This window comes from Streptomyces sp. NPDC030183, from assembly GCF_055573455.1.
The window spans coordinates 14,774-41,064 of sequence record NZ_JBVIBK010000024.1; the positions used below are offsets into that span (position 1 = coordinate 14,774).

Here is a 26,291-nt window from a genome sequence, read left to right on the forward strand (position 1 = left end):
GCTACTTCCGCATCACCGCGGGTTCGCGGCGGCGCAGCAGACGGGCGACGAGGTAACCGCAGACCAGGGACAGCACGACGAGCATCCCCAGGTCGAGCAGCCAGACGCCGGCGGAGTGCTCGAACAGCGGGTCGGACTTGTCGGGGACGATCCGTTCGAGGTCGATCGTGCCGGCCATGGCGGCGAACGCCCATCGCGAGGGCACCAGCCAGGACAGCTGTTCGAGGACGATCGTGCCCTTCACGTCCAGCAGCGCTCCGCAGAACACCACCTGGATGATCGCGAGGAGCACCAGCAGCGGCATGGTGACCTCTTCCTTGCGGACGAGCGCGGAGACGACGAGGCCGAGCATCATCGCGGTGAAGGCGAGCAGGGCCACGGCCACGGTGATCTCGACGAGCGGTGGCAGCAGGACGCCTTCGCCGCCGGGGGCGTTGAGGTCGACGCCGAGGAGGGCGACCAGGGTGAGGACGACCGCCTGGAGCACCGTGATGGTGCCGAGGACGACGACCTTGGACATCAGATACGCGGATCTGGACAGGCCGACGGCGCGTTCCCGCTGGTAGATGACGCGTTCCTTGACCAGTTCGCGGACCGCGTTGGCCGCGCCGGTCAGGACGCCGCCGACGCACAGGATGAGCAGCGCGTTCATGGCGGTCTCACGGTCGAGTTCGCTGCCCGCGAGGGCTCTGGCCATGGCGCCCATGACGAACGGCAGCGCGATCATGATGGCCAGGAAGGTGCGGTCGGCGCTGAGCGCGGCCGTGTACCGGCGGACCAGGGTGCCGAGCTGGGCGCCCCAGCTCTGCGGCTTGGGAGGAGGTGCCACGTCGACGGGCGCCGCGTCGGGCAGATACGGCCGGCTCATGGAGGCGCTGACGTACTGGCGGTGGAACGGCGAGTCGCGGTACTCCCCCGCCCAGTCACGGTCCTGGTCCCGTTCGAACGCCTCGAAGGCTTCCGGCCACTGTGCGAAGCCGAAGAAGGCGAGGGTGTCGTCCGGCGGCCCGTAGTAGGCGACCTTGCCGCCGGGCGCGAGGACGAGGAGGCGGTCGCAGACGTCGAGGCTGAGGACGCTGTGGGTGACGACGATGACCGTGCGGCCGTCGTCGGCGAGGCCGCGCAGCATGTGCATCACCGAGCGGTCCATGCCGGGGTCGAGGCCGGAGGTCGGCTCGTCCAGGAAGAGCAGGGAGGGCTTCGTCAGCAGTTCCAGGGCGACGCTGACCCGCTTGCGCTGGCCGCCGGAGAGGCTGTGGATGGGCTGGTCGGCGCGCTGTTCGAGGCCCAGTTCGTGGATCACCTCGTCGACGCGCGCCTGGCGCTCGGCCTTCGCGGTGTCCTGGGGGAAACGCAGCTCGGCGGCGTAGGCGAGGGCCCTGCGGACGGTCAGCTGGGCGTGCAGGATGTCGTCCTGTGGGACGAGGCCGATGCGCTGGCGCAGCTCGGCGTAGTCGCGGTAGAGGTCGCGGCCGTCGTACAGGACGGTGCCGCTGTCGGCGGGGCGCTGTCCGGTGAGGGCGTTGAGGAGGGTGGACTTTCCGGCGCCGCTGGGCCCGACGACGGCCAGGAGGCATTTCTGGCCGACCGGAAAGGCCACCTTGTCGAGGAGGGTCTTGCGTCCGCGGTCGACGGCGACGGTCAGCTCCTGGACGTCGAGGGAGACCTCGCCGGTGTCGACGTACTCCTGCAGTTCGTCCCCCACCAGGCAGAACGCGGAGTGGCCGATACCGATGATGTCACCGGGAGTGACCGGCGCGCTGTCGACGGGACGGCCGTTGAGGAACGTGCCGTTGTGGCTGCCGAGGTCGGCGATCTCGTAGGTGCCGTCCGGGCGGGCGCGCAGTTCGGCGTGCCGGCGGGAGACCACGAGGTCGTCGATGACCAGGTCGTTGTCGGCGGCGCGGCCGATGCGGACGGTCCGCTCGGGCAGCGGGCGCACGCTGGTCGGCTGCCGGAAGGTGCCGGTGGAGGCGGGCTGGAAGACGCCGGAGGGGCGTTCGGGGGCCAGTCCGGTGAGTACGGCCCGTGGCCCGTCCTCGACACTGCCGAAGCGGATGACGGTGCCGGGACCCACGTCCCACTCGCGGACGCGGTGGCCGTCGGCGTAGGTGCCGTTGGTGCTGTTCTCGTCCTCGATCGTCCAGTGGTCGACATGTGCCCTGAGCACCGCGTGGTGCCACGAGACCCGGTCGTCGTCGAGCACGATCTCGCTGAGCGGGTCGCGGCCGACGTGGTACTCGTGGCTCGGGCTCAGCACCGTGGAGCCCGACTCGGTCTCCAGCACGAGTGCGGGCGCAGTCGGTGCTACGGACCGCTCTGCCATGCCGAAAATTCTACCGATTCGCCCCCATATGCGCCCGATAGATCGACCGGGGCACGGCCCAGGAGGCCGGGGGCCGGTCGGCGCGGGTGTCCGGTCAGGCCGCGGGGGCGGCGATCCGCTGGGCGATCCGCTGCATGCGCACGGCGTCGACGGACTCGGCGAGCAGCTCGTACTCGGTGGTGTCGTCGTTGGTGGCGATGCGGACCAGATTCCCGGCGGCCAACTCCTCGGCGACCAGCTCCTGTTGGACGCCGTCGGCGGACCAGGCGCGCAGCATGCTCGGTACGTCGGGGACGGTGTCGGCCACGGGGACCACGGAGTTGGGCGGGAAGGTGGGGTTCTCGGGTCGCGGGTCGAGGCGTTCGGCGATCCATAACGCGCGGTCGCGCATCCACCAGAGCGCCAGCGCCAGGGTGGGGGCACGGTACGTACCCAGAGGCACTCCGACGCGCTGTCCGCCGCACATCCCGTACGCGGTGACATGGCACAGGAATTCGTCGTGCACCCTCAGCTCCCCCGATCGCACCGCCGCCGACCGCCGCCCGGCCCCGCTCGCCGTACGGACCCGTTCTCGCCTCGCTGACTTGCAGGTAGCGCACATCAGGCGATCAGTTGTCACACACGGTGACGTCATGGGCGCGCACGGAGGCCCGCTTTGTTCATGACTCAATCGCCTGTTACTCGAGTATCGTCACTCCTGACGCTCTGTCACCATGCCAATTCAGCCAGTCTCCTGGCATATGCGAGCGCGCGCATGGCCGAAACGCTGCGGCGACCCCTGCGACCGGGGCTTTCTCGGCATCGTTCTTCGGGGCCTCCGTCCCATACGGATGTCCTCGGCGGAGGGTTCAACGAGCACCGTCCGCCTGGAGGGACGCCTCGAAACCAGGACCTGTCCCTCCGGGCGGCCGGCGCAGGCTAGACCTTGCCTTCGATGATCGCGTCGATGCGGGCCAGTTCGTCCGCCTCGAAGTCGAGGTTGCGGATGGCGCCGACGCTGTCCTCGATCTGGCGGGCGCTGCTCGCGCCGACGAGCGCCGAGGTCACCCGGCCGCCGCGCAGCACCCAGGCGAGGGCGAGCTGGGTCAGCGACTGGCCGCGCGACTTGGCGACCTCGTCGAGGGCGCGGAGCCGGCCCACGAGGTCCTCGGTGACGGCGTCGGAGTTCAGGAAGGGGCTGTCGCTCGCGGCCCGCGAGTCCTCCGGGATGCCGTCGAGGTAGCGGCCGGTCAGCAGACCCTGCTCCAGCGGGGAGAACACGATGGAGCCGACCTGGAGCTCGTCGAGGGCGTCGAGCAGGCCCTCGCTCTCGGGGCGCCGGTCGAGCATCGAGTAGCGCGGCTGGTGGATGAGGAGCGGGGTGCCCAGCTCGCCCAGGATGCGGGCGGCCTCACGGGTCTGCTCGGCCGAGTAGTTGGAGACGCCCACGTACAGCGCCTTGCCCTGCTGCACCGCCGAGTGCAGGGCGCTCATCGTCTCCTCCAGCGGAGTGTCCGGGTCGGGGCGGTGGGAGTAGAAGATGTCGACGTAGTCGAGGCCCATGCGGGCGAGGCTCTGGTCGAGCGAGGAGAGCAGGTACTTGCGGGAGCCCCACTCGCCGTACGGGCCGGGCCACATCAGATAGCCCGCCTTGGTGGAGATGACCAGCTCGTCGCGGTACGGGGCGAAGTCCGCCCTGAGGGCCTCGCCGAACGCGGACTCGGCGGCGCCGGGCGGCGGACCGTAGTTGTTGGCCAGGTCGAAGTGGGTGACGCCCAGGTCGAACGCGCGGCGCAGGATCTCGCGCTGGGTCTCGACGGGCCGGTCGGGGCCGAAGTTGTGCCACAGGCCGAGTGAGAGCGCCGGCAGTCTCAGACCGCTGCGTCCGGTGCGCCGGTAGGGCATGTCCGCGTAACGGTCGTGGTGTGCGGTGTACAACGCGACTCCAGTGGGGTTGGCACGGTGGGACCAGGTTCCCTGGGAACCGGCGTCCACTCTTTCGCGACCTGGGGGCATTGGTCCAACAGAAGAATCCGATGGGATTCAGCGCCTACGCTTCTCAGTCATGGAACTCCGTCATCTCCAGCACTTCGTCGCGGTCGCCGAGGAGGAGCACTTCACCCGTGCGGCCGAGCGGCTGCTGGTGTCGCAGTCCGGCCTGTCGGCGTCCATCCGGTCGCTGGAGCGGGAGCTGCAGACGCCGTTGTTCGTACGGACGACGCGCCGGGTGACGCTCACACCGGCCGGCCGGGCGCTGCTGACGGAGGCGGAGCGGATCCTGGCGCAGGTGCGGTCGGCCCATGAGGCGGTGGCGGCGGTGCAGGGCGTCCTGCGCGGCATGCTGGCGCTCGGTTCCGAGCAGTGCATCGCCGGCGTGCATGTGGCGGGGCTGCTCGCCGCGTTCCGGCGACGGCACCCGGATGTGGAGATCTGTCTGCGCCAGGCCGGCTCGGGCGCCCTCGCGGAGGAGGTGGCGAGCGGGCGGCTCGACCTCGCCTTCGCCGTGCGGACCGCGCAGGAGGACACCGACCAGCTGCGGGTCGTCCCGCTGACCGGTGAGCCGATGACCGTGCTGTGCCATCCGAGCCACCGTCTCGCGGTCACCGGCGCTGCCGTGACGCCGGAGGACCTCGGCGGTGAGGTCTTCGTCGACTTCCACCCGGACTGGGGGCCGCGCCGCACCACCGACGCGGTCTTCGCCGCCGCGGGTGTCCGCAGGACCGTGCCGCTGGAGGTCAACGACGTGCACAGCCTCCTCGACCTGGTCGACGAGAACCTCGGCATCGCGGTCGTACCGCGCCACTTCCGGCACAAGCGCGCGTCGCTCACCGCCGTCCCCGTGAAGGGCGCCGACGACACCGTCTACGAAACGGTCGCCCTGCTGCCGCCCCCGCAGGCCATGAGCCCGGCGGCACGGGCCCTGCTGGGGCTGCTGGACCCGCCGATCGACGCCTCCTGAGCCGGCCCCGGTCACTCGAAGGGTGCCCACTGGTGCTTCCAGGTGGCGTACATGTAGTGGGGCAGGCCCTTGATCCCGGTCGTGCGGAAGGGGCGGCCGTGGTCGTCGATCCGGACCGTGCCGGTGCGGCCCTCGGAGGACCACTCCAGCTCCAGGTACCAGCGGCAGTCGCACGTCTCGGTCTCCGCGCTGACCAGCAGCACCTCCGGGTCCTCGGACGACACGGTGTACGGCATGCGCACGGCCGGGATCGGCGTCCCCATGTCGCTGCCGTCGACCGGGCGGGCGAGGGGCCGGTGCTTGTCCAGGTCGACATCGAAGTAGCGGGGGCTGATCTGTCCGCCGCAGCCCTGGTCCATGGCGTAGACGTTGCCCTTGGCCGGGGCGGTGCGGCCCACGACGCGTACCCGCAGTGCCTTGAGGACGACCGCCTTCGACGACCGCCCCTGCACCGAGATCTCCACGAGTGTCTTGCGGCCGTGCGCCGCCTGCTGGGTGGCGGCCCAGGCGCCGGCGTCCTGGGGCGGCGGGGGCGGCGGCACCTGTTCGGGCGGCTTCGCGATCACGTAGTCGTGGCTGCATCCGATCTCCCAGACCTGCGAGTCGGCGGTCCAGGTGAGCGGCGCGTCGGCCGCCGCCCGAGGTCTGCGACCGGTGTCGTCGCCGGGTGAGGGACTCGCTCCGCTCCCGTGGGACGAAGGCGTGGGCGAGGCCGACGGAGGTGCGGTGGTGGGGTTGCCGTTGGAGGGGGTGGGGCTCGGAGACACGGTCGGCGGCCGGTCTCCCCCGGACGGCGTACCGACCGGTGTCGGGCCGTCCTGCGGGGTACGGCCCGCCGGGGGGCGCTCGGTCGAGAGGGCGGAGTAGCCGCCCAGCGTGGCCAGCAGCGCGAGGGTCACGCCGGCGGAGGAGAGGACCCGCCGCCGCCGGTGCCACGGGCGGCGGGCAGGCGGCTCGGAGGTGGCGTCCTCCGGAGCTTCGGCCACCACCGCGGACCCGGCTCCCCGAGACTCGGAGTCGGCCCCGGGTTCAACGCCGGCCTCGGCCCCGTCCCCAGCCGCTGCCCCGTCCCCAGCCGCTGCCCCGTCCCCAGCCGCTGCCCCACCCCCCGGCGTCCGTGCCCGCCGGCGGGCCGCGACCGCCAGGAGCCACAGTCGGTGCAGTTCGACCCGTTCCTCCGCCGTCGCCCCGCACAACGCGGCGAAGCGCTCCACGGGGGCGAAGTCCAGCGGGACCGTGTCACCGGCGCAGTAGCGGTGCAACGTGGACGTGTTCATGTGGAGCCGACGGGCCAACTGGCCGTAACTGCGGTCCGTGCCCTCCTTCAGGCGAGTGAGCCACGCCGCGAATGCCTGGACGTCGTCCGGTGCTGCCGACACTTTTCCCCGTACCCTCCCCGTCCCGGGACGGCATCCCAGGACTCCATATACCTGCACGTCAGAGGGGCTGGGATGGTTCCACCCCCGGGGAGCCGTCCCAGATCGTTGCGTCCGTGTCCGGTGACGGCCGATGCTCCTGGTGTCGCACCGACCAGGCCGGACGGACCACCCGGCGTCGGCGGCACCAGGACATCCACGTACTCGTTCATGGGGGACATCCATGCCCAAGCGCACCCGAGCCGGCGCGCTCACCGCACTCCTCGCCGCGGGCCTCGCCGCGACCTCCGCGGTCACGGCGACCGCGGCACCCGCGACCGGCACACCGGCACCCGCGGCGAAGACGAACGGCGCGCCGAAGTTCCTCTCGGCGTCCCAGCTCCCACCCCATCCCTCGTCCTCCTGGCGGGCGGGCAAGGTCACCGACGGGGTGCCCGAGGAGTTCCACTCCTGCCTGGGCGACGCGCTCCTGGCGTACGACGCCCGGCACCGCACGTACCGCACCGACCTGGAGACCAGCGCCAGACAGCTGAACATCGTCGTCGGCAGCGCCGCCAAGGCCAAGGCCCTCGCCGCCCGACTGAACAGGGACTACCGGGCGTGCGCGGCCCGCGTCGACGCCGGTCCCGACCTCAAGGCCCAGTACCGGGACTACGGCTCGTTGCCGGTCGAGGAGGGCGCCCGCGTCCACGGGCTGCACGTCCGGACGTCCTGGGGCGCGATGGACGTCCAGCTGCTCTCGGTGGGCCGGGACGGCAGGACCGTCACCGTCGTCGACTGGGCCCAGATGGGCGACTTCAAGAGCGCGCCGGTCAAGGCGTTCAAGAAGACGACGACCACGGCCGTGAACAAGCTCCACTGAGCCCGCCGCCGAGCACCACTGGCCACACGATCACAGTCCGCAAGATCACTGACCACACGAACACGACCACGAACCAGCAGAAAACCGGGGAACACAGATGAACAGCACGCGCACCACCCGCCGTACCGCCCTCGCCGCGGGCCTCGCCCTGGCCCTGGGCCTCGGTGTGACCGCCACGGCGTCCGCCGGCGGGCCGCGCACCGTCAGCGGCAAGCCGTCCGACGCGGTGACCCGTATCGCCGACTTCTACGGCGCCTACATCGACGCGCAGAGCGGCCCCGCGAACGGCGGCAAGCTCGCCGAGGAGCTGCGGAAGTACTACCTGACGGCCGATCTGCGCAAGCAACTCAAGGCGTGGGAGGCGAAGAACAACGCCGACGGCGTGCTCCGCGCCCAGAACGTGCCCGTGTCGTGGAAGGTCACCGACAACGGCACGGCGAACCACACGGAGGCCGGGATCACCTTCACCTGGGGCGACGGCAAGAAGACCAAGCTCGTCGTCGACATGACCCGCAACTACAAGATCTTCCACATCGGCACGAAGGGAGCGTCCGGCAGCTGACGGACGGACCGGGGCGGTGCGGGGGCGGTGCCGATGGCCGATGGTGGACGTATGGATGTGAAGGACGTTCTCATCGACGCGTACGGCCGGATCAAGGAAGAGGTCCATGCCGCCGTGGAGGGACTCACCACGGAGGATCTCCACGCCCGTCCCGCCCCGGGGGCCAACTCCATGGCCTGGCTGGTGTGGCACCTCACCCGGATCCAGGACGACCATGTCGCCGATGTCGCCGGACTCGACCAGGTCTGGCTGTCACAGGGCTGGGAGAAGCGCTTCGGGCTCGGTCTGCCGCCCCACGACACGGGTTACGGACACAGCGCGGCGCAGGTCGGGAAGGTGCGGGTGGACTCCGCGGACCTGCTGACCGGGTACTACGACGCCGTGCACGACCAGACCCTGCGGTATGTGGGCGGGCTGACCGGCCGACACCTCGGCCGCATCGTGGACGAGCGCTGGGATCCGCCGGTCAGCCTGGGGGTCCGCCTGGTGAGCGTCCTGGCCGACGATCTTCAGCATGCCGGCCAGGCCGCGTACGTACGGGGTCTGCTTCAGCGCGCGGACTCGTAGCCCGGCAGTACGACGTCCCTGATCAGGGCGTTGCGCTCGTCGAACGGGAGGAACGCGCTCTTGAGGGCGTTGACGGTGACCGTGCGCAGGTCGTCGAGGGTCCACTCGGCCTCCTCGACCAGCAGTCCCATCTCGCGGGTCATGGTGGTGCCGGACACCAGACGGTTGTCGGTGTTGAGGGTGACGCGGAAGCCGAGGTCCTTCAGGGCGGTGATGGGGTGCTCCGCGATGGAGGTCGCGGCGCCCGTCTGGAGGTTGGAGGTGGGGCACATCTCCAGGGCGATCCGGCGGTCGCGGACCCAGGCGGCGAGGCGGCCGAGCTTGCCGTCGACGATGTCCTCGGTGATGCGGACGCCGTGGCCGATGCGCTGCGCGCCGCACACCTGCAGGGCCTGGTGGATGCTGGGCAGGCCGTGGGCCTCGCCGGCGTGGATGGTGAAGGGGACGCTCTCGCGGCGCAGGTGCTCGAACGCGGCCAGGTGGTCGGCGGGCGGGAAGCCGTCCTCGGCGCCCGCGATGTCGAAGCCGACGACACCGGCGTCCCGGAAGGCGACGGCCAGGTCGGCGGCCTCGCGGACCCGGTCGAACATGCGCATCCCGCACAGCAGGGTGCCGACGCGGACGGGGGTGCCCTGGGCCGCCGCCTTCGCCATACCGGCGGCCAGCCCCTCCTGCACGGTCTCGACGACCTCGGCCAGGGTGAGCCCGCCCCGGGTGTTCAGCTCGGGGGCGTAGCGGACCTCGCCGTACACGACCCCGTCGGCGGCCAGGTCGAGCACGTACTCCTCGGCGGCCCGCAGCAGGCCCTCGCGGGTCTGCAGCACGGCGAGGGTGTGCTCGAAGGTGGCTATGTACCGCACCAGGTCGCCGGAGTTGGCGGCCTCGTAGAACCAGGCGGCCAGGCCCTCCGGGTCGGTCTCGGGAAGGGTGTGGCCGACCTCCGCGGCGAGTTCCACGAGGCTCGCGGGGCGCAGACCGCCGTCGAGGTGGTCGTGCAGGACGACCTTGGGGAGGCGGCGCAGGGTGTCGGTGTCGATGCGGGGCGCGGTCATGGCGTTCGTTCCTCGGCAGGTGGTGCGGTGCGTGTGCGATGGGTGTGCGGCGGTTCGCCGGTCGTGCCGTGGGGCGGCTCGGTCGGCGGCGGCCGGGTCAGCGGGGGCCGGCGGCGGGCTGGAGGAGGTCCCAGCGGTTTCCGTACAGGTCCTCGAAGACGGCGACCGAGCCGTACGGCTCGTGGCGCGGCTCCTCCAGGAACCTGACGCCCGAGGCCAGCATCCGGGCGTGGTCGCGGGCGAAGTCGTCGGTGTGGAGGAAGAAGCCCACGCGTCCGCCGGTCTGGTCGCCGATGCGGCCGCGCTGCGCCTCGTCCTTGGCCCTGGCGAGCAGCAGTCCGGTGCCCGCGCCCGCGGTGCCCGGCTCGACGACGACCCAGCGGCTGCCGTCGGGCCTCGGGGCGTCCTCGACGAGCCGGAAGCCGAGCGCCTCGGTGTAGAAGCGGACGGCCTCGTCGTAGTCGTCGACCACGAGGGTGACCAGGGCGACGCGTCTCATCGAAGGGCCTCTCGGGTGGGGCGCGGTTCACGCGCGGGGCGGTGCGGTCATCTGCCGAGGTTCGCTCGGGGTTCCCGGGAGGTTATACGTAACACCTGCCGGACGGCAACCGGCGTGCACGACGAAGGCCCCCCTGCGGACGCAGGGGGGCCTCACCGGCCGGAACGCCCGGGTCAGTCGCCCGGCGACGCCTTGCGGAGGGCCGCGATGCAGGTGCTGAGCGCCTCCTGGAGTTCCTCCAGACGCTGGAGCATGTCGTCCTCGTAGATCGCGTCGAGGTCCACGGCGTCGTCGAGGGTCAGCTCCTCGAAGACCTTGGTCGCCTTCTGGAGGCTGCTGTAGAACTTCGTGCGGCGTTCCTGGACCCGCAGCTCGGGGTTGGACTCCACGGTCTGGACGACCAGTTCCTTGACGGTGTCGTACGCCTCCGTCGCCCACTCGCCGGTGTCCTCGTCGTCGTCCAGCTCGTCGATGAGGGAGAGGTGACGCTCGGCCTCGGCGCGCAGTTCGGCGGGGGCGTCGATGACCTGTCCGGCGGGGGTCTTGACCTGGCCGTTCTCCACGATCTGCCGCACGTACCCGATGCGGGTCGCGGCCTGGGTCTCGCTGGCGACCGCCTTCTTCAGCTCCTCCGTGCGGGCGATGTCACGGGCGAGTTCCGTCTGGAGGGACGGGTCCTCCTTGAGCCGGTCGAGGAGAGCGGTGCGGGCCGCCTGGGCGGTGGAGGGGTCGGCGAGGATCGCGGCGCGCAGCGCGGTGGGGTTCTCGGCGACCTCCAGGGCCTTGGTGGGGCGGATGCCCTCGGCCTCGGCGGCCGCGGTGATGGCGGTGCCCCGGTCGGAGGTCGCGCTGGAGCGGGAGCTGTAGTACGAGAGCCAGACGTCCGAGTCGGGCAGGTCGATCTCGGCGCCGGGAGCGAGCGCTTCGAAGTGCGGCACCATGCCGTCGTCGGCTGCCTTGTCCCATGCCTTGTAATAGCGCATGACCCGCTCCGCCGAACAGCCGGCCAGCTCGGCGAACCGCTTGGCGGACACCTTCGCCGTCTCCCCGGGCAGTTCCCCGCCGGGTCGCACGCTCCGCGCCACCTTCAGCGCGAACGCCCAGCCGCCGGTGCGCGCGTAGACGCCGAAGTCATGGGCGTCACGGGCGACTTGCCCGTCCACGACGTCCCCGGCACCCTCGGCACCCTCGGCCCTCTCGACCCCTTCGGCGTCCGGCGTGGCGGTGGCAGCGGTGACGTCGCCCGGGGCCTGGGCCGGCACCAGGCCGGCGGGGGTCTGCGACGGGCCCTCGTCGTGGGCCTCGTCCGGCCGGGCGTCGACTTCGGCTGCGCCCGGCTCGACCCAGATTCCCTCGTCCCGCGCCGACGCTCCCGCGCTCGCCGGCGTCTCGTCGGCGGGCGGTACGGCCGACGCGGAGTGGGCGGTGGCTACGCTCACGGATGACTCTCCCGAGTGGTGACGAACGGCAGGGGCAGAACAGGCAGCCTATATGAACCGCTTGGTGCCGCTTTGCGCTCCGGCGCCCCGCCGTGCGTGTGTCACCGCTCGTCCGCCCACGGGTTCCGGCGGTGAGGTGCTCCCAGCCTACGGATAGGTGTAGGTGTTCAGGGTCGTCACCGCCGATGCCGCGTTGCCCAGGTTGTAGTGGTCGACCGCGAGGAAGTTCGGCTTCTTGCGGGCGGCCGGCTGGCAGAAGCGCTGGGCACGGTCGGCCAGCTTCGCGTTGTCGTTGGTGGCGGTGCCGGTGATGCCGACGTCGCGGAAGTGGTTCATGACGAACAGCGGCTTGAACGCGGACTCGGTGCGGGTGAGCGGGATGTTGGTGTTCGCGTCGTACCAGCGGCTGTAGCAGGACCAGTCGGAGGAGCCGATGCCGCCACCCATGGACCAGTAGTTCTCGACGGTCCACTCCTTCTGGTACATGACGCCGAAGGTGTCGCGGGTGAGGCCGGCGGCCTGGTCGGAGGCGCGGCTGCGGTCGGTGAAGATGAGCAGGCGGTCGTTCGCGGCGATCAGATCGGCCATCCTCGGCCAGCCGCTGGTGCGCACTCCGGTCCGGTCGGGCCGGTACAGCACGTCGGACAGGCCGTTGACACGGGCGAGTTCGGAGCGCAGGACGGCCGGGTCGACGTAGTCCTCCAGGAACACGGTGAGGAACTGGTCGGGGTTCTGCTCGAGGAAGTCGACCATGCGCTGGATGTCGACCCACAGGGCGACGGGACGGCTGACGAGGGTGCAGCTGTTGTGGCAGAGGATCGCGCCGTCGGGGGTCTGGTGGATGTCCAGCATGAAACCGCGTACACCGTCGGAGAGTTGCTGGTTGATGCCGCGTGTCTGGTTCGGGACGAGGTTGACGAAGGGGGGTGCGAAGCCGCCGTCGACGCCGTTGGCGTAGGCGTTGTGGGCGGTGAGGAACGTGACCTGGTCCAGGGTGCGCTGCCCGGCGGGCGGCATGGGGTCGGTGGTGGGGGTGACCGGGGTGAGGTACCAGGCGGCCAGGTCGCCCGCCCCACCGGTGACCAGCGGGGCGGGGTAGTTGGCGCCGGAGGGCTTCGCGCCGACAGTGAGGTAGCGCTCGGCGCCGGGGACCTTGAGCCGGTGGCGGCCGGCGCCGAGGTCGGTGATGTCCCAGGCGGCGTCGGCGCCGGTGCAGGCGACCGTTCTGGCCTGGTCGCCGGAGCGGCCGAGACAACTGCCCGCCGCGTCCACGCTCTCCAGCACGTATGAGGACCCGCTCGCCCGCAGCGTCCACTGCTGGCGGTCCTCGTTGCCCTTGGGCCGGTGCTGTTCCACCGCTCCCCCGCTGTCGGCCGCGTTGAGCCCGGTGACGGCGCTCTGCACGTAGTAGGCGCCCGGAGCGGGAACCGCGGCGGAGGCGGCGGGCGCGGGTGCGGCCACGACGGCGGCCAGCGCCACGGCGGCCGCGAGCGAGGTGGTACGGGGGCTTGGCATGGGGGTGCCCTTCGTCGGAACGGGGACGCGGACGGGGCCCGGCAGCGAGAGGAGCCGGACCCCGGAATCGAAGTCAGGTGCATGACATCATGGCCGACGGGTCGCCGTCAGCAGTACAGGTTGCCGCCCGGCGACGTGCCGAGGATCTGTGCGAAACGCTGGTAGGCGCTCACCCTGCTCTGCACCTGCGCCGGGTTCTTGCCGTCGCACTCCAGCGAGCCGTTGATGCTGCGGATGGTGTGGCCGAAGCCCGCTCCGGTGACCATCGCGTTGTGGCCGGTGATGCTGCCGGGGCCGGTCTGGGTGTTCCAGTACCACAGGCCGGTCTTCCAGGCGACGGCCGCGTCGTTCTGCACCAGCCAGGGGTTGCCCAGCAGGTTGAGGCCCAACGCGTCCCCTGCCGCCTTGTAGTTGAAGTTCCAGCTGAGCTGTATCGGCCCCCGGCCGTAGTAGGCCGCCTGCCCGGCCGGGCAGCCGTACGGCCTGCTCCAGTCGCAGTAGGTGGGGTAGTTGGCGGTGTTCTGCTCGACGATGTGGACCAGTCCACCGGTCTCGTGGCTGACGTTGGCGAGGAAGGCCGCCGCCTCCTGCTTCCTGACGGTGTCGCTGCCGGTGGTGGCGAAGGCCGGGAAGGCGCTCATGGCCGCCCGCAGCCCGCTGTAGCTGTAGAACGAGTTCCGGTTCGGGAACATCTGGTTGAACTGCGCCTCGCTCACCACGAACCCGGAGGGGTTGGTGGGGCCGTTCTCACAGGCGTACGGCTCCCAGTACCAGGTGCTGATGGTGGGGTCGTAGCCCGGGTTGGCATGCTCGGCAATGTAGGCCCGGCCGTCGGTGTAGCGGACGATGTCACCGGCGGCGTAGGAGCGGCCGGCCACCCAGTTCGGGTAGCTGGAACAGGGAGCGGCGCTCGCGCTCTGCGCGGGCAGCAGCATGGGTGTGGAACCGCCGATGACCAGCGCGGTCAGCAGGGCGGAGAGACGGCGCCTCGACACGGGATCAACTCCTTCGTGGGGCACGGCCGCACCCGGGCGAAGGCCCGAAGGGCACGACGGGGACGGGCCTCGCGCGCACGCGCCGGCGGGGCCGGCCACGGGAGCGGGGCGGCCGTGGTGGGGGGTGTGGTGGCACACTCAACCGCGTTGGTCTGTACCAGTCAAGGGTGTAGACCAGTCAAAGACACGACGCCGACGCGAAAAGGTGATCTTTCCGGTGCGGGGACGGGGAGAATCCCCCCATGACCACGTCACCGCATCCTCTCGTCGTCCGGGCGCGCAGTCTCGCCGCCGAAGTGCTGGCGCCGCAGGCCGAGCGCGTCGATCAGGAGCAGGTGCCCGCGAGCAGCATCGAGGCGATCAAGCGGTCGGGGGTGCTCGGGGTGAACGCGCCGCAGGCGTACGGCGGTTCGGGGGCGCCGAACTCCGTGGCGCGGGAGATCGCGGAGATCCTCGCGGGGGCGTGCTGTGCGACGTGGTTCGTGCAGGCCCAGCACTACACGCCCGTCCTGACCCTCGCCAGGACCGAACTCCCGGCCAAGGAGCGGCTGCTCGCGAGGCTGGCGACGGGTGAGTTGTTGTCGGGGGTGGCGTACGCGCATCTGCGGAGGTATCCGCAGGTTCCGGTCCGGGCCGTGCCCAAACGCGGCGGGTGGCGGTTCCACGGGACGGTTCCCTGGTACACGGGATGGGGCCTGAACGATGTGATGCTGCTGGCGGGCGTCACGGACGCGGACGAGGTGGTGTTCGCGTTCACGGAGGCCAGGCAGCAGTCGGGGTTGAAGGCGTCGCCACCGATGCGGCTGGCCGCGCTCACCGCGGCCCGTACGGTCTCCCTCCAGCTCGACGGGCTGTGGATCCCCGACGAGGCGGTGGCCCTGCACGCCCCGTACGAGAGCTGGGCGGCGGGCGACCGGCCCAAACCGGCGAACGCCTCACCGGCCGTGTTCGGCGTCGCCGAGTCGGCACTGGCGCTGCTGGACCAGGACGACCCCATGACGAAGGGGCTGCGGCTGCGGCTGGACAAGGTGCGGCGGCAGGCGTACGCCCTCGCCGACCACCCCGCGCCGCACGAGCACATGGAGGAGCGGCTGGCGCTCAAGACGAAGGCGTTCGACCTCATGCGCACGGCGACGACCGCCGCGGTCGTCACCGGCGGCGGGCGCGCCCTCGACCTGGACAACCGGGCGCAACGCCTCGCGCGTGAGGCGATGTTCCTGCTGGTGCAGGGGCAGACGGCGGAGGTGCGCCGGGCCCATCTGGGGGCACTGTCGGCCGCGTACTGAGGGTGCCGCACGCCCTCGGGGGCCATCATCGGTCCCACACCGGGTCGGCCCGAGCCGGCTCGTACGGCAGCGGAAAGGAGGCGCCGGCCATGTCACTCGCCCGCGTCCACAACTTCTCCATCTCGCTCGACGGTTACGGCACCGGTGAGGGCCTCAGCCGTGACGCGCCCTTCGGCCACGCCGGGGAACGGCTGCACCAGTGGATGTTCGCCACCCGGTGGTGGCACGAGATGACCGGCGGGTCCGGCGGGCACAGCGGCCTCGACGACGCCTTCGCACGGGGGTTCGCGCCGGGGATCGGCGCGGAGATCATGGGCGCCGGCAAGTTCGGCTACCCCGGCTGGCACGAGGACCCCGAGTGGGAGGGGTGGTGGGGCGCCAACCCGCCCTTCCACACACCGGCCTTCGTCCTCACCCGTCACGCGCGTCCTCCGATCGAGATGGAGGGCGGCACGACCTTCCACTTCCTCGACACCACGCCCGCCGAAGCGCTGGAGAGGGCCCGTGCGGCCGCGGGCGGTCAGGACGTCAGGATCGGCGGCGGGCCCACCGTGGTCCGCGAGTTCCTCGCCGCCCGGCTCATCGACCATCTGCACGTCGTGGTCGTCCCGATCCTGCTCGGCCGGGGAGTGCGCCTATGGGACGGGCTGGAGGGACTGGAGGAGGACTACGACGTCGAGGCCGTCTCCTCGCCCAGCGGCGTCACGCACCTGACGTTCACCCTCGCGCACCGGTGACCGTCCCGCCCTCGGGGCACTGGAGCGGGGCGCCCCGCCGCCGTACCCTCGACCGCGTCCCGCATCGCATGGCGGCCTCCCGGCCCGTTCCCCGACCGGAGGTCCCCCCATGCCCGCGCCGACAGTGCGCCCCTTCCGCCGCGCCGACCGGGAGGCCGGAGCCCCGCGTGTGGCGCTCGGGACGGAACAGGTCCGTGTCCACCTCGATGCTGCGGGCCGGAATTCGCGCCCTGTTGAGTCGGCGAGTTGGACAGCCGCGCCGAGGCGTGACCCGTCAGCCGCCGTCGGCCGGGAGCACCGACGCCTCCGCCAGGGGCGCCCGCTGCTCCCGCGGGGGCGCCCCGCCGCTCATGCGGCTCGGCCACCACGCGCGTTCCCCGATGTCCCGGACCAGCGCCGGCACCAGCAGCGAGCGCACCACGAGGGTGTCGAGGAGGACACCGAAGGCGACGATGAAGGCGATCTGGGCGAGGAAGGCCAGCGGGATGACGCCGAGCGCGGCGAAGGTCGCGGCGAGCACGACGCCCGCGGAGGTGATGACGCCGCCCGTGGTGACCAGCCCTCGAAGCACGCCCTCGCGAACCCCGTGCCGCAGGGACTCCTCGCGGACCCGGGACATCAGGAAGATGTTGTAGTCGACGCCCAGGGCGACCAGGAACACGAAGCCGTACAGGGGCACGGACGGGTCGGTGCCGGTGAACCCGAACACGTGCTGGAAGACGAGCGCTGAGACGCCCAGCGTGGCAAGGAAGTTCAGGGCCACCGTGGCGACCAGCAGCACCGGCAGCAGCAGGGACCGCAGCAGGCCGACCAGGATGAGGAGGATGACGGCGAGGACGACCGGGACGATCAGTGCGCGGTCGCGTTCGGCGGTGCGCAGGGTGTCGTACTGCTGGGCGGTGTAGCCGCCGACGAGGGCGTCCGCGCCGGGCACGGCGTGCAGGCCGGTGCGCAGGCGCGCCACGGTGTCCTTCGCGGCGTCGCTGTCCGCCGCGGCGGTGAGGGTGACGTCGACGCGGACGCGTCCGTCGACGACCAGTGGCTCGCCGCCGGGTCGTCCGGCGGCGCTGACGGCGGCCGCCGAGGCGACCCCGTCCGTGGCGCGGGCCGCGGCGAGCACCCGGTCCAGGCGGTCCGCGTCGGCGATGACCACGGCGGGGTTGCCCGAGCCGCCGGGGAAGTGGTCGCCGAGCGTCCGCTGGGCGGCGACGGACGGGGCGTCGTTGACGAAGGTCTCGTCGAGCGGCACACCCTTGGAGGTGAGCGTCGGCGCGAAGGCGGCGCCGGCGAGCAGGGCGGCGAGCGTCACCGCCCAGACCCGGCGCGGGGCCCGGTCGACGAGGGCCGCCACGCGCCGCCACACCCCCGCACCGGCCGACGCGGACGCGGACCCGGCACCGGGCCTGGCGGGCCAGTAGGCGGCGCGGCCCAGCGCGACGAGCACGGCGGGCAGGAACGTGAGCGTGGCGAGGACGGCGCAGCCGATGCCGATGGCGCCGACGGGTCCGAGCGCCCGGTTGTTGGTGAGGTCGCTGAACAGCAGGGCGAGCAGGCCCAGCGCGACGGTCGCGGCGCTCGCCACGATCGCGCCCCAGGACTGCCTCAGGGCCTCGCGCATCGCGGTGAACCGGTCGGCCCCGGCGGCGAGTTCCTCGCGGAAGCGTGCGGTGAGCAGGAGGGCGTAGTCGGTGGCCGCGCCGATGACGAGGATGGACAGGATGCCCTGGACCTGGCCGTCGACGCGGACGACTCCCCGGTCGGCGAGGGCGTAGACGACGGCGCAGGCGAGTCCGAGGGCGAACACGGCGCCGAGGATGATCAGCAGCGGCAGCAGGACGCTGCGGTAGACGAGCAGCAGGATCACCAGCACGGTGATCAGCGCGACGGCGAGCAGGAGACCGTCGATGCCGGCGAAGGCATCCGCCAGGTCCGCCTGGCTGGCAGCAGGCCCCGCCAGGTGGACGGTGGTGCCGGGGACGCGTTCGGCGGCGGCCCGGATCCGGTCGAGGGTGCCGGCCAGATCGTCGCCGAGGTCGGGCCGTAGCGGGACCACGCCCTGGAGGGCTTCCCGGTCGTCGGAGAGCAGGGCGGGCGAGACCCGTCCCGCCAGGCCTGGGGTGTCGGCCAGGGAGGCGAGGGCCCGGTCGGCAGGGGCCCGGCGCTGGGGCATGTCCTCCCCCGTCCACACGACGATCACCGGGAGGGTCTCGTCCTGCCGGAAGGCCCGCTGCGCGGCTATGACCTCGGTGGACTCGGCGCTGCGCGGCAGGAACGCGGCCTGGTCGTTGGTGGCGACCTCGCCGAGGCGCCCCGCGTAGGGGCCGAGGACGCCTCCGAGGACGAGCCAGACGGCGATCAGCAGGAGGGGGACGAGCCGGCGGGCGCGTCGGGGGGCGGTGGACATGGCACTCCAGGCGGGAGGGAATGGCTCAACGAAAAACAATCTCAATGATTGAACTTGTTGACGGCCGCGATCATAGACGGTGCCTGGTCTTCCGCCGTCACCCGGCCTTCGGATGCACCCGGAGCACGATCAGTGGTGGCGGTCGGCGCCCGCGCCCAGTTCCTCGTTCATCGCCGCGAGGAAGCGCAGCACGACGGCCAGTTCCTCTCCGGTGAAGCGGGAGCGGGCCGCCTCGGTGGCCTCCGCCAGGGGGCGGAAGTAGGTGCGGGCCGCCGACCGCGCGTCGGCCGCGTAGTACAGGTGGACCACCCGGCGGTCCGCGCTCTCCCGGACGCGGCGCACGTGTCCGGCGCGCTCCAGCCGGTCCACGCAGGCGGTGACGGCGCCGGAGGTCAGTCCGAGGTGTTCCCGCAGGCGTTTGGGTGTCATGGGCGCGTCCGCGTCGAGGATCGCCGCGAGCGCCTGGACGTCCGTGGCGTGCAGTCCGTGGGCGCCCGCGAACGCGTGCACGAGCCGGTTGATCTCGCCGTTCATCCGGCGCAGGGCGACGGCGAAGGCGTGCAGATCGGTCGCCGCCGCGGCGGTGCCCGACTCCCCGCCCCCCGTCCGCCGTCGCGGGTCGTTCACTGTGGCCACGCGGCAAGGGTAGTCGCCGTACCGATCACTCGATCGCGGGGCGCCGGGCCGCCGGTGCATCCGGGACCGGGGTCGGAGGGGAAGTGATGTCCGGGGGACGCCGACACGGAGGACCGAGGGACCGATGACGGGAGAGGCTGAGCGCGGCGCCGGACCGCTGTGCCTGGTGACCGGTGCGACGGGGTACATCGGCGGGCGGCTCGTACCGGAACTGCTGGAGGCGGGCCTGCGGGTGCGCTGTCTGGCCCGCTCCCCGGACCGGCTGCGCGACCATCCGTGGGCCGGTGCCGTCGAGGTGGTCCGCGGGGACGTGACCGACCCGGAGTCCGTGGCCCGGGCCCTGCGCGGGGTCGACGTCGGCTACTACCTGGTGCACGCGCTGGGCACGGGCGACGACTTCGAGGCCACGGACCGCAGGGCGGCGAGGATCTTCGGGGAGCGGGCGCGTGCCGCGGGTGTGCGCCGGATCGTCTACCTGGGCGGTCTCACCCCGTACGGCGTCCCCGAGGGCGAGCTGTCGCCGCATCTGCGGTCCCGTGCCGAGGTCGGCCGGATCCTGCTGGGCTGCGGGGTGCCCACGGCCGTGCTGCGGGCGGCGGTCGTCCTCGGCTCGGGATCGGCCTCCTTCGAGATGCTGCGCTACCTCACCGAGCGGCTGCCGGTGATGGTGACGCCGAGCTGGGTGCACACCCGGATCCAGCCGGTGGCCGTCCGGGACGTGCTGCGCGCGCTCGTGGGCTGTGCCCGGCTGCCGGACGACGTCAGCCGGACCTTCGACATCGGCGGTCCGGACGTCCTGACGTACCGCGAGATGATGGTCCGGTACGCGGCCGTCGCCGGGCTGCCGCACCGGCTCATCCTGTCCGTTCCCGTGCTCACCCCCGGTCTGTCGAGCCACTGGGTGGGGCTGGTGACGCCCGTGCCGGCCTCCATCGCGCGGCCGCTCACCGAGTCGCTGCGGCACGAGGTGGTCTGCCACGAGCACGACATCGCACGGTACGTGCCCGATCCGCCCGGCCATCCGATCGGCTTCGACGAGGCGGTGCGGCTCGCCCTGCGGCGGGTGCGCGAGGCCCGGGTGACCACGCGCTGGTCGTCCGCCTCCCTGCCCGGCGCGCCCAGCGATCCGCTGCCCACCGACCCCGACTGGGCGGGCGGCAGCCTCTACACCGACCGGCGCGAGCTGTGCGTGGACGCCCCGCGGGCGTCGCTGTGGCGGGTCATCGAGGGCATCGGCGGCGACAACGGCTGGTACTCCTTCCCGCTCGCCTGGGCGGTACGGGGCTGGCTGGACCGGCTGGCGGGCGGAGTGGGCCTGCGGCGGGGCCGCCGGGACGCCACCCGGTTGCGGGTGGGCGACTCGCTGGACTTCTGGCGGGTGGAGGAGATCGAGCGGGGGCGGCTGCTGCGGCTGCGCGCGGAGATGCGGCTGCCGGGTCTGGCGTGGCTGGAGATGTACGCCGACACCGACGACGACGGCCGCACGGTGTTCCGCCAGCGGGCGCTGTTCCATCCGCGCGGGCTGCTCGGTCACGCCTACTGGTGGAGCGTCGCCCCCTTCCACGCCGTCGTGTTCGGCGGCATGGCGCGCAACATCGCGCGGGCCGCGGTGTCGGACGCGGCCGCCCGCGCGCGGGAGGGGGCGCCCACACCGTGACGAGCACCGGGAGGCCGCCGGTCACGGCCCCCGCCCGCCGCATCCGCCGGACGCCGCTCGCCGGAAACAGCAGGTGATCCGTCTTCTCGCACCCGGAGCCCCCCATGAACGTCTCGGTCGTCCTGTTCACCTCCGATCTGCGGCTGCACGACCATCCGCCGCTGCGCGCCGCGCTGGACGGGGCGCGCGCGGTGGTCCCGCTGTTCGTACGGGACCGGGCCGTGGCGGAGGCCGGGTTCGCGGTGCCCAACCGGCTGGCGTTCCTCGCCGACTGCCTCCGCGACCTCGATGCGGGGCTGCGGGAGCGGGGCGGACGGCTCGTGGTGCGTTCCGGGGACGTGGTGGAGGAGGTGTGCAAGGTGGCCGCCGAGGCGGACGCCGACGAGGTGCACGTGGCGGCCGACGTGAGTGCGTTCGCGCGGCGGCGCGAGGAACGGCTGCGGCGTGCCCTGGAGGCGGAGGGCGTACGCCTGCATGTGCACGACACGGTGGTGGGCGCGGTGGATCCCGGCGCGTTGTCGCCCGCCTCCTCGGACCACTTCGCGGTCTTCACCCCATACTTCGGTCACTGGTCGCGGCAGCGGCTGCGCGACCCGCTGGCCGCGCCGCGCACCGTGCGGGTGCCGGACGGGGTCGGCTCGGAGCGGCTCCCGGCCCGCGAGGGACTGGCCGGGCTGTCGCCGGGGCTGGCGGAGGGCGGCGAGAGGGAGGGCCGCGCGCGGCTCGCCGCCTGGCTGCGGTCGGGTGTCGCCGTGTACGAGGACCACCACGACGACCTGGCGGGTGACGCGACCTCCCGGCTCTCGCCCCATCTGCACTTCGGCACCCTCTCCCCCGTCGAGCTGGTGCACCGGGCCCGCCGGGCGGGCGGTCCGGGCGCGGCGGCGTTCGTACGGCAGCTGGCCTGGCGGGACTTCCACCGCCAGGTGCTGGCGGCCCGGCCCGCGGCGGCGGTCGCGGACTACCGCGCCAAGCACGACCGCTGGCGGTCCGCGCCGGAGGAGGTCCGGGCCTGGCGGGAGGGCCGCACCGGCTACCCCGTGGTGGACGCGGCCATGCGCCAGCTCCGCCACGAGGGGTGGATGCACAACCGGGGCCGTCTCCTCACCGCGAGCTTCCTCACCAAGACGCTGTATGTGGACTGGCGAATCGGCGCCCGGCACTTCCTGGACCTGCTGGTCGACGGGGACGTGGCCAACAATCAGCTCAACTGGCAGTGGATGGCCGGAACCGGCACCGACACCCGCCCCAACCGGGTCCTCAACCCGGTCACCCAGGCCAAGCGGTACGACCCGGACGGGGAGTACGTCCGGCGCTGGGTACCGGAGTTGGCGGACGTGCCCGGACCGGCCGTGCACGAGCCGTGGAAGCTCCAGGGCCTGGACCGCGCCGTGCTGGACTACCCGGACCCGATCGTCGACCTCGCCGAGGGGCGGGACCGATTCCTGCGGGGGCGCACGGGGACGCCGTAGACCAGGAACGGGGCCTCTCCGGGCGGCTCAGGTGGCCCGGTCGGACAGGTCGGACAGTAGCTCGACCGCCTCGCCCAGCGCCGACGGACGGACCATGCCCTCCGCGGGGCGTCCGTGCCAGCCGGGGCCGCCGAGCACGACGAGGGGCCGGCGGCGGGCGCCCTTCACGCCCCAGCGCGCGGCGGCGACATGCCGGGCCAGGGGCACGCTCGCCGTGGAGCGGGCCTGCGCCCAGAGGACCACGGCAGGCGGTCCCAGCCGGTCGACCGCCGCGACCAGGGCCTCGGCGGGCACGGCGGCGCCGAACATCCTGCTGGGCAGGTCGAGTTGGCCCAACACGGCATTGAGGGCCTCCAGCGGCAGGGTGTGCTGTTCGCCGGGGACGCAGGCGAGGACCACCGGGCCAGGGGCCGCGGCCTCGGGCCGGGATCCGGCGGGCGGCGCACAGCGGCGCAGCACCGTGGAGACGTGCCACGACAGCAGGTGCTCGACCTCGACGTACCGGTCGCCGGACGACTCCCACTTGCGGCCCACCGCGTGCAGCGTCGGCACCATCACCTCCTGCCAGGCGGCCGTGACGCCGTACCGCTCGACGACCCCCGTCAGCCGCTCCTCGACGGCCGGCGCGTCCAGCCGTACGGCGGCGCGGGCGAGCCCCCGGCACTCCTGGCGCACGTCGGTGGGGGACGGAGGGCTGAACGGGGCGGACCGGTCGGACGGTACGGCCGTTTCCCCCCGCCCGGACCGGACGGGCGGGACCACCGGCGCCGAGGACCGCGGCCGGGCGGGATCCGGCGCCGCTCCCCCGGGGGGCACTTCCCCGAAGTCCCCGCTGTCCTCCGCGCCGTCCTCCCACTCGTCGGAGGCTGCCCCTTCCGTGCTCTTCTTCGCCGCGCGCGCCGCCTCCGCCGTCGGCACCCCGGCGGAGGTCAGACGGCACATCGTCTCGACCATCTCGATGTCCCGCGAGGTCCAGCGCCGGTGCCGCCCGTCGGGGCGGACCGCGGGCCCGATGCCGTAGCGACGGTCCCACGAGCGCAGGGTCGTGGGCGACACGCCCAGTCTGCGCGCCACGGCTCCGGTGGTGAGCCCCGTGTCGCCGGGGGTCTCGTCCCTCAACAGACCCATGGGACGACCATACGATGCAGAAGCGATGCGAGTGGTGGGCGCTTCGTCCCGCCTCACACGATGACGGCATCGCCACCGCCTACGCGAGGAGCCGTCGCCATGAGCCCTGTGCGCACGAGCGCACCGCCCACCGCCGCCGACGACGAACTGACGCGGGGCCTGGCGGCGGGCGACGAGGAAAGCCTGGCCGCCGCGTACGAACGCTGGTCGGCGCTGGTGCGCGCCCTCGCCCGGCGCAGCCTCGGCGACACCGCGGAGGCCGAGGACGTCACCCAGCAGGTGTTCCTCGGCGTATGGCGCGGGCGCCACGGATACCGGCCCGAGCGCGGCGCGGTCGGCGCCTGGATCGTCGGCATCACGCGGCGCAGGATCGCCGACGCCCTGTCCGCGCGGACCCGCCGGGCGGAATCGGCCGCTTCGGCGGGCACCGCGTCGGCGCTCGCCGACCGCCCGGGCGGCGACGGCCCCGAGGCCGCTCTCGACCGCGTACTGGTCCGCGCCGAACTGGCACGGCTCCCCGAGCCCCAGCGGCGGGTCATCCAGCTGGCGTTCTACGAGGACCTGACCCAGACCCAGATCGCGGAACGAACCGGCCTGCCCCTGGGCACGGTCAAGAGCCACACCCGACGCGGCCTGCGGCGCCTGCGCGACCGCCTGACCGAGAGCGACCGTATGTGACCTTCTCGCGACCACCTTGATTCGCTACATGAACGATGCGGAACGATCAAAGAAGTCCGCGCATCGGCGCATCCGGGCGGCCCCCGACTCCGGAAGTACGAACGGCGGGGCTCGACGGCCGGACCGCCGCGACCGGTCGGCAGCTCCGACCGGGCCCGTCCCCGGGGAACGGTCGGCGATCCCCGGGGACGGGCGCCGCTCACGGCACCCCTCACGGCACTGCTCACCCACATCTACACATAAAGGGGAAATAAGAGCAGAATGAGCGTACGCGGCGCTCACCGCATACCCCACCAGACGCGGTCAGGCCCGCTGAGTTCAAAGGAGTCGAGTCATGGCCAACGTCTCACACAGGAGTGACATCTCCGATCACCCTGATGTAACCGAAATGCGGGCCCGGTACGACCGCATGCTCGGTGGTCGCGATGTGGCGCTCGTGGACGGACCGGTGTTCCTGCTCGGTCTGTACTGCGCCGTGTCCCCCTGGATACTCCATTACACGACGAGCCAGCCCTCGCTGGTGCCCCACAACCTGATCGTGGGCATCGCGATCGGCCTGCTGGCCCTCGGCTTCACCGCGGCACCGGAGAGGATGTACGGCCTGAGCTGGGCCATGTGCGCCCTCGGAGTCTGGATGATCATCGCTCCGTGGATCGTGGGCGACAGCCCCGACGCCGGTGTCGTGGTCAACAACATCATCATCGGCGCCCTGGCTCTGGGCCTCGGAATGCTCTGCGCCGGCGCATCGGCCAGGGGCGGCTCCCGCGGCTCCCGCACCTCTCCGATGTAGGACAGAAGGCCCGCGAGGGGTACTGACGGCCGATCCGCCCGTGCGGGTCGGCCGTCGCCGTGCGGGACGCGGCGGTGCGGACCGGGCGAGTCGGCCGTGGGCGATATTCGCTCGCCGGGAGCCCGCGCCCGCCCGCACACTGGCGCCCGTGAGTCGAACCGTCAGCGCATGGGTGACCTCGGGCCGGGACTTCCTCGGGGTCACCGGCCCGTTCCCCGTCGGCATCCCGTGGTGGGCCGAGGTCGAGCAGGTCGTCCGGCATCTGGAACGGACGCTCTCCGTGCCCGTCCTCGTCCTGCGCCTCCTCTGCGTCGAGGGAGGTGAGGGCGGGCGGGACGGCCATGTGACCTACCACGTCGAGGCGGCTGAGCCGCCGATGCCCGGCGCGCTGGAGCAACGGCGGGTGGACCGGGCGCTGTTGGGGGACGACCAGCCCCTCCGGTCGCCGTGGGCCCGTGCCGACGGACTGCGGGAGCTGCTCGGCTGGGCCGAGCGGACACTGTCCGCCCGAGGCAGGCCGGTGACGGGGCCGGTCGAGCAGCGGCGGACCTGGAACCTGGCGGGGCTCTTCCGGCTGCCCACCGGGCAGGGGCCGGTCTGGCTCAAGGCGACCCCCCGTTTCGCGTCCGACGAGGCCGCCGTCATCGCCGCGTTCGCCGAGGTCGATCCGGGGGTCGTCCCCACCGTTCTCGGCGCCGGTGAAGGGCGCGTCCTGCTGGAGCACATCCCCGGACAGGACTGCTGGAACGCCGACGCCCGCACCGTCGAGGACGGGGTGCGCCGCTTCGTCGCCGCCCAGGCCGCGCTCGCCGGCCGGCGCCCACCCGGACTCCGGGACCGGCGCGACCGGACACTCGCCGGTCTCACGCGCCACTTGCTGGACGGTCCCGTCCGCGGGGAGATCACCGCTCGGGAGCTTGCCGCGGCACGGGAGTTGACACACCGCTGGGACCTGCTGTCCGCGTGCGGGCTGCCCGACACCCTGGTGCACGCCGACTTCCATCCGGGCAACTGGCGCGGGGACGGCGGCCCACCCGTCGTCGTCGACTTCGCCGACGCCCACTGGGGCAACCCCGTCCTGGACTGTCTGCGCCTGTGCGCCTACCTCCCCGAGGCGGTACGGGCGACGGCCGCCCGCACCTGGGTCGACGCCTGGCGGTCCCGCGTCCCCACGAGCGACCCCGCTCGCGCCCTGACACTCGCCGAACCGCTGGCGCACCTCTCGTACGCCGTGCGCTACCAGGAGTTCCTCGACGGCATCGAGCCGTCCGAGCGGCCCTACCACGAGGGCGATCCGGCCGCGGTGATCCGGACGGCGGTGCGGTGCGCCGCCCGTCCGGACGTCTCGTGGAGCACCTGAAACCGAACCCGG

23 protein-coding genes are annotated in these 26,291 nt (G+C 72.6%); 11 read left to right on the forward strand and 12 right to left on the reverse strand.

Features of this window, described 5'->3' with window-relative positions:
- Position 1: 1 nt before the first annotated feature.
- The 3 genes from ACZ4Z2_RS27050 to mgrA form a co-directional block, all read right to left on the reverse strand.
- Positions 2–2,326, reverse strand: coding sequence for an FHA domain-containing protein (locus ACZ4Z2_RS27050; protein ID WP_468079392.1), 2,325 nt, complete (start codon positions 2,324–2,326; stop codon positions 2–4).
- Between the two features lie 94 nt (positions 2,327–2,420).
- Entirely contained in the window at positions 2,421–2,831 is a 411-nt protein-coding gene (locus ACZ4Z2_RS27055; protein ID WP_099970133.1) for a hypothetical protein, read from the reverse strand.
- Positions 2,832–3,244: 413 nt separating this feature from the next.
- Positions 3,245–4,243 carry an L-glyceraldehyde 3-phosphate reductase gene (gene mgrA / locus ACZ4Z2_RS27060; protein WP_468079393.1) on the reverse strand — a complete coding sequence of 333 codons (999 nt, stop codon included), beginning with the start codon at positions 4,241–4,243 and terminating at the stop codon, positions 3,245–3,247.
- 127 nt (positions 4,244–4,370) lie between these two features.
- Between mgrA and ACZ4Z2_RS27065 the strand changes: the two genes are divergently transcribed.
- Positions 4,371–5,264 carry a LysR family transcriptional regulator gene (locus tag ACZ4Z2_RS27065; RefSeq protein ID WP_468079394.1) on the forward strand — a complete coding sequence of 298 codons (894 nt, stop codon included), beginning with the start codon at positions 4,371–4,373 and terminating at the stop codon, positions 5,262–5,264.
- Between the two features lie 11 nt (positions 5,265–5,275).
- Here ACZ4Z2_RS27065 and ACZ4Z2_RS27070 read toward each other — a convergent pair whose 3' ends face one another.
- A complete protein-coding gene (locus tag ACZ4Z2_RS27070; RefSeq protein ID WP_468079395.1) occupies positions 5,276–6,643 on the reverse strand; it encodes a helix-turn-helix domain-containing protein in 1,368 nt (455 codons plus the stop codon).
- 220 nt (positions 6,644–6,863) lie between these two features.
- On the opposite strand from ACZ4Z2_RS27070, the gene ACZ4Z2_RS27075 reads away from it, so the two are divergent.
- The 3 genes from ACZ4Z2_RS27075 to ACZ4Z2_RS27085 all read left to right on the forward strand — a co-directional run bounded on the left by ACZ4Z2_RS27075 (position 6,864) and on the right by ACZ4Z2_RS27085 (position 8,631).
- The gene (locus ACZ4Z2_RS27075; protein ID WP_468079397.1) at positions 6,864–7,502 is read left to right on the forward strand and encodes a hypothetical protein; all 639 of its coding nucleotides are present in this window, start codon (positions 6,864–6,866) and stop codon (positions 7,500–7,502) included.
- Between the two features lie 97 nt (positions 7,503–7,599).
- On the forward strand, positions 7,600–8,064 hold the full coding sequence (locus ACZ4Z2_RS27080) for a hypothetical protein (protein ID WP_468079399.1): 465 nt from the start codon (positions 7,600–7,602) through the stop codon (positions 8,062–8,064).
- 51 nt (positions 8,065–8,115) lie between these two features.
- The gene (locus ACZ4Z2_RS27085) at positions 8,116–8,631 is read left to right on the forward strand and encodes a mycothiol transferase (RefSeq protein WP_468079400.1); all 516 of its coding nucleotides are present in this window, start codon (positions 8,116–8,118) and stop codon (positions 8,629–8,631) included.
- Here the strand turns inward: ACZ4Z2_RS27085 and ACZ4Z2_RS27090 are convergent.
- The 5 genes from ACZ4Z2_RS27090 to ACZ4Z2_RS27110 form a co-directional block, all read right to left on the reverse strand.
- Positions 8,613–9,683, reverse strand: coding sequence for an adenosine deaminase (locus ACZ4Z2_RS27090; RefSeq protein WP_468079402.1), 1,071 nt, complete (start codon positions 9,681–9,683; stop codon positions 8,613–8,615). The genes ACZ4Z2_RS27085 and ACZ4Z2_RS27090 overlap by 19 nt on opposite strands.
- Positions 9,684–9,780: 97 nt before the next feature.
- Positions 9,781–10,182, reverse strand: coding sequence for a VOC family protein (locus tag ACZ4Z2_RS27095; protein WP_468079403.1), 402 nt, complete (start codon positions 10,180–10,182; stop codon positions 9,781–9,783).
- Positions 10,183–10,355: 173 nt separating this feature from the next.
- On the reverse strand, positions 10,356–11,621 hold the full coding sequence (locus ACZ4Z2_RS27100) for a hypothetical protein (RefSeq protein ID WP_468079405.1): 1,266 nt from the start codon (positions 11,619–11,621) through the stop codon (positions 10,356–10,358).
- A gap of 147 nt (positions 11,622–11,768) precedes the next feature.
- Positions 11,769–13,136, reverse strand: coding sequence for a phospholipase (locus tag ACZ4Z2_RS27105; protein WP_468079407.1), 1,368 nt, complete (start codon positions 13,134–13,136; stop codon positions 11,769–11,771).
- Positions 13,137–13,243: 107 nt separating this feature from the next.
- On the reverse strand, positions 13,244–14,131 hold the full coding sequence (locus ACZ4Z2_RS27110; RefSeq protein ID WP_468079409.1) for a glycoside hydrolase family 19 protein: 888 nt from the start codon (positions 14,129–14,131) through the stop codon (positions 13,244–13,246).
- A 242-nt stretch (positions 14,132–14,373) separates the two neighbouring features.
- Between ACZ4Z2_RS27110 and ACZ4Z2_RS27115 the strand changes: the two genes are divergently transcribed.
- Positions 14,374–15,417, forward strand: coding sequence for an acyl-CoA dehydrogenase family protein (locus ACZ4Z2_RS27115; RefSeq protein WP_468079410.1), 1,044 nt, complete (start codon positions 14,374–14,376; stop codon positions 15,415–15,417).
- A gap of 89 nt (positions 15,418–15,506) precedes the next feature.
- Positions 15,507–16,154 carry a dihydrofolate reductase family protein gene (locus tag ACZ4Z2_RS27120; protein ID WP_468079411.1) on the forward strand — a complete coding sequence of 216 codons (648 nt, stop codon included), beginning with the start codon at positions 15,507–15,509 and terminating at the stop codon, positions 16,152–16,154.
- Positions 16,155–16,428: 274 nt separating this feature from the next.
- Here ACZ4Z2_RS27120 and ACZ4Z2_RS27125 read toward each other — a convergent pair whose 3' ends face one another.
- Both ACZ4Z2_RS27125 and ACZ4Z2_RS27130 read right to left on the reverse strand, forming a co-directional pair.
- On the reverse strand, positions 16,429–18,558 hold the full coding sequence (locus tag ACZ4Z2_RS27125) for an MMPL family transporter (RefSeq protein ID WP_468079412.1): 2,130 nt from the start codon (positions 18,556–18,558) through the stop codon (positions 16,429–16,431).
- A 129-nt stretch (positions 18,559–18,687) separates the two neighbouring features.
- The gene (locus ACZ4Z2_RS27130) at positions 18,688–19,194 is read right to left on the reverse strand and encodes a MarR family winged helix-turn-helix transcriptional regulator (protein WP_468079413.1); all 507 of its coding nucleotides are present in this window, start codon (positions 19,192–19,194) and stop codon (positions 18,688–18,690) included.
- A gap of 124 nt (positions 19,195–19,318) precedes the next feature.
- Between ACZ4Z2_RS27130 and ACZ4Z2_RS27135 the strand changes: the two genes are divergently transcribed.
- Together ACZ4Z2_RS27135 and ACZ4Z2_RS27140 are read left to right on the forward strand one after the other, a co-directional pair.
- The gene (locus tag ACZ4Z2_RS27135; RefSeq protein WP_468079414.1) at positions 19,319–20,851 is read left to right on the forward strand and encodes an SDR family oxidoreductase; all 1,533 of its coding nucleotides are present in this window, start codon (positions 19,319–19,321) and stop codon (positions 20,849–20,851) included.
- A gap of 104 nt (positions 20,852–20,955) precedes the next feature.
- Positions 20,956–22,323: a cryptochrome/photolyase family protein gene (locus tag ACZ4Z2_RS27140; protein ID WP_468079415.1), complete on the forward strand. Its 1,368-nt coding sequence runs from the start codon at positions 20,956–20,958 to the stop codon at positions 22,321–22,323.
- Between the two features lie 27 nt (positions 22,324–22,350).
- Here ACZ4Z2_RS27140 and ACZ4Z2_RS27145 read toward each other — a convergent pair whose 3' ends face one another.
- The gene (locus ACZ4Z2_RS27145; protein ID WP_468079416.1) at positions 22,351–23,451 is read right to left on the reverse strand and encodes a MerR family transcriptional regulator; all 1,101 of its coding nucleotides are present in this window, start codon (positions 23,449–23,451) and stop codon (positions 22,351–22,353) included.
- A gap of 99 nt (positions 23,452–23,550) precedes the next feature.
- On the opposite strand from ACZ4Z2_RS27145, the gene ACZ4Z2_RS27150 reads away from it, so the two are divergent.
- From ACZ4Z2_RS27150 to ACZ4Z2_RS27160, 3 genes are all read left to right on the forward strand, one after another.
- On the forward strand, positions 23,551–24,129 hold the full coding sequence (locus ACZ4Z2_RS27150; protein ID WP_468079418.1) for an RNA polymerase sigma factor: 579 nt from the start codon (positions 23,551–23,553) through the stop codon (positions 24,127–24,129).
- Positions 24,130–24,463: 334 nt separating this feature from the next.
- Positions 24,464–24,919, forward strand: coding sequence for an SPW repeat protein (locus ACZ4Z2_RS27155; RefSeq protein ID WP_468079419.1), 456 nt, complete (start codon positions 24,464–24,466; stop codon positions 24,917–24,919).
- A 148-nt stretch (positions 24,920–25,067) separates the two neighbouring features.
- Positions 25,068–26,279, forward strand: coding sequence for an aminoglycoside phosphotransferase family protein (locus ACZ4Z2_RS27160; RefSeq protein WP_468079420.1), 1,212 nt, complete (start codon positions 25,068–25,070; stop codon positions 26,277–26,279).
- Positions 26,280–26,291 lie beyond the last annotated feature (12 nt).

Excerpts from the sequence above, each read along its gene's own strand:
- ACZ4Z2_RS27095 (WP_468079403.1), bottom strand. The coding sequence starts at position 10,182 with ATGAGACGCGTCGCCCTGGTCACCCTCGTGGTCGACGACTACGACGAG.
- ACZ4Z2_RS27050 (WP_468079392.1), bottom strand. The coding sequence starts at position 2,326 with ATGGCAGAGCGGTCCGTAGCACCGACTGCGCCCGCACTCGTGCTGGAG.
- ACZ4Z2_RS27145 (WP_468079416.1), bottom strand. The coding sequence starts at position 23,451 with ATGGGTCTGTTGAGGGACGAGACCCCCGGCGACACGGGGCTCACCACC.
- ACZ4Z2_RS27080 (WP_468079399.1), top strand. The coding sequence starts at position 7,600 with ATGAACAGCACGCGCACCACCCGCCGTACCGCCCTCGCCGCGGGCCTC.
- ACZ4Z2_RS27085 (WP_468079400.1), top strand. The coding sequence starts at position 8,116 with ATGGATGTGAAGGACGTTCTCATCGACGCGTACGGCCGGATCAAGGAA.
- ACZ4Z2_RS27120 (WP_468079411.1), top strand. The coding sequence starts at position 15,507 with ATGTCACTCGCCCGCGTCCACAACTTCTCCATCTCGCTCGACGGTTAC.
- ACZ4Z2_RS27065 (WP_468079394.1), top strand. The coding sequence starts at position 4,371 with ATGGAACTCCGTCATCTCCAGCACTTCGTCGCGGTCGCCGAGGAGGAG.
- ACZ4Z2_RS27125 (WP_468079412.1), bottom strand. The coding sequence starts at position 18,558 with ATGTCCACCGCCCCCCGACGCGCCCGCCGGCTCGTCCCCCTCCTGCTG.
- ACZ4Z2_RS27115 (WP_468079410.1), top strand. The coding sequence starts at position 14,374 with ATGACCACGTCACCGCATCCTCTCGTCGTCCGGGCGCGCAGTCTCGCC.
- ACZ4Z2_RS27075 (WP_468079397.1), top strand. The coding sequence starts at position 6,864 with ATGCCCAAGCGCACCCGAGCCGGCGCGCTCACCGCACTCCTCGCCGCG.
- ACZ4Z2_RS27155 (WP_468079419.1), top strand. The coding sequence starts at position 24,464 with ATGGCCAACGTCTCACACAGGAGTGACATCTCCGATCACCCTGATGTA.
- ACZ4Z2_RS27140 (WP_468079415.1), top strand. The coding sequence starts at position 20,956 with ATGAACGTCTCGGTCGTCCTGTTCACCTCCGATCTGCGGCTGCACGAC.
- ACZ4Z2_RS27105 (WP_468079407.1), bottom strand. The coding sequence starts at position 13,136 with ATGCCAAGCCCCCGTACCACCTCGCTCGCGGCCGCCGTGGCGCTGGCC.
- ACZ4Z2_RS27150 (WP_468079418.1), top strand. The coding sequence starts at position 23,551 with ATGAGCCCTGTGCGCACGAGCGCACCGCCCACCGCCGCCGACGACGAA.
- ACZ4Z2_RS27135 (WP_468079414.1), top strand. The coding sequence starts at position 19,319 with ATGACGGGAGAGGCTGAGCGCGGCGCCGGACCGCTGTGCCTGGTGACC.
- ACZ4Z2_RS27090 (WP_468079402.1), bottom strand. The coding sequence starts at position 9,683 with ATGACCGCGCCCCGCATCGACACCGACACCCTGCGCCGCCTCCCCAAG.